Genomic DNA, 1,218 nt, shown 5'->3' with positions numbered 1-1,218 from the left:
CGACAGGTTTGACAGCCTCGGCTGCCTTGTCCGGTTCGCTAACGTCCAGCTCAGCACCGGCCATGCCCGCTGCGGTGATGGCAGCAATATGGCTTCCCGTCCCCCGCTGAACGTCAAGCCCCGGAGCTGCGGGGACTGGCTGAGACGTTGCCGCGCGACCCTCGGCTTCGCGCGTCAACGCCTCGATCAGCCGCTGCTGTTGATCGATCCTTGCGCGAAGCTCCGTCACAGCCCTCGTCAACTCTTCGACCGAACCGTTTTGCTGCTGCGCTGTGGCGGTGCATTGGAAAGCAAACGCCAGAGAAGCGGCGATGATGGTGTTTGGCAGAGAGGGTAAGCGCATGTCTTCCGTTTCCTTCATTATTAAGTTAATTGCGTGGAAATATCGAGCCAATATTTGCATCGCGCACACTCGACATAAAATTGATCTCTTTCAGCATGCTGCCGCTGTTGAGGCTAGTACTGATAACGGTGTTGGTTCTGATCGATTGGTCGTTCAGAGAATTTTGCACAAACGTGCCAGCCGGAATTTGGCTCGCCGACGAGGGGAGGAGGTTGGCAGGGCCGCGCTGGACGATGGTCGGCTGTAGCGCAATTTTTAATGCGGCCGCGTCAGCAGTGGTCAGTGCACCGACATCCTGAATGTGCAGATAAGTTTGCGACACCATCGTGCCGTTGATCGACACGGACCGCTCTATCCCAAGCGACACGGTAAGTCCTGATGTCGTCACGAAGCCCCCGCGCGCGTGGGCAAGCCGTTTTTCATCCACGGCAGACCATTTTTTTGCCACATCGTCATTTCTGACTGCATCGCTTGCGTGTGCCTCGCCAGCGACCAGCAATGCAAGTGCTGCCGCTAGCAGGGCCCTGCAATGGAAAAAAATAATTTGCGCGCACATACTTGCTCCATTTTTAGAATTCACCAGCTCCGTGCTTGGGAATTGTGAGTACATCCAGACCGATGCGGCCGACACCTTCAGCCAGCACGGCAGAAGGCGCCGCGCGCCAGTCTGCGCTCGCGTTGAAAGCTGGAACGCCCTGGTAGTTATGGATAACGAACAGCAGCTTGTTTTGCCAGATCGTTTGAAAATGGTCGAGAGCAATCGCGCGTGTACCGCTTGAGGGATCGCCAATTAATATCCGCCCATCTGCAAGGCCTTTCACGACCACGAAATGGTTGTAGCCTTTTTCCGACACCAACACAATTGCAGGGAGCTT

The 1,218-nt window shown here is 55.9% G+C and carries 3 protein-coding genes; all 3 read right to left on the bottom strand.

What is annotated here, in order from left to right; genetic code table 11:
- Positions 1–361, bottom strand: a 361-nt coding sequence (locus ACP7BV_RS27055) for a hypothetical protein (protein WP_426107991.1), incomplete at its 3' end; no start/stop codon positions are given.
- Positions 362–368: 7 nt separating this feature from the next.
- Positions 369–923: a hypothetical protein gene (locus ACP7BV_RS27050; protein WP_426107989.1), complete on the bottom strand. Its 555-nt coding sequence runs from the start codon at positions 921–923 to the stop codon at positions 369–371.
- The coding region (locus ACP7BV_RS27045; RefSeq protein ID WP_426107988.1) for a cysteine peptidase family C39 domain-containing protein at positions 913–1,218 on the bottom strand (306 nt) is incomplete at its 5' end. The genes ACP7BV_RS27050 and ACP7BV_RS27045, both read right to left, overlap by 11 nt.

Source organism: Massilia sp. TSP1-1-2 (assembly GCF_049896185.1).
Lineage (GTDB): Bacteria > Pseudomonadota > Gammaproteobacteria > Burkholderiales > Burkholderiaceae_D > Telluria_A.
Note: the sequence above shows the minus strand (reverse complement) of the source record. Positions and strands in the feature narration are given on the sequence as shown.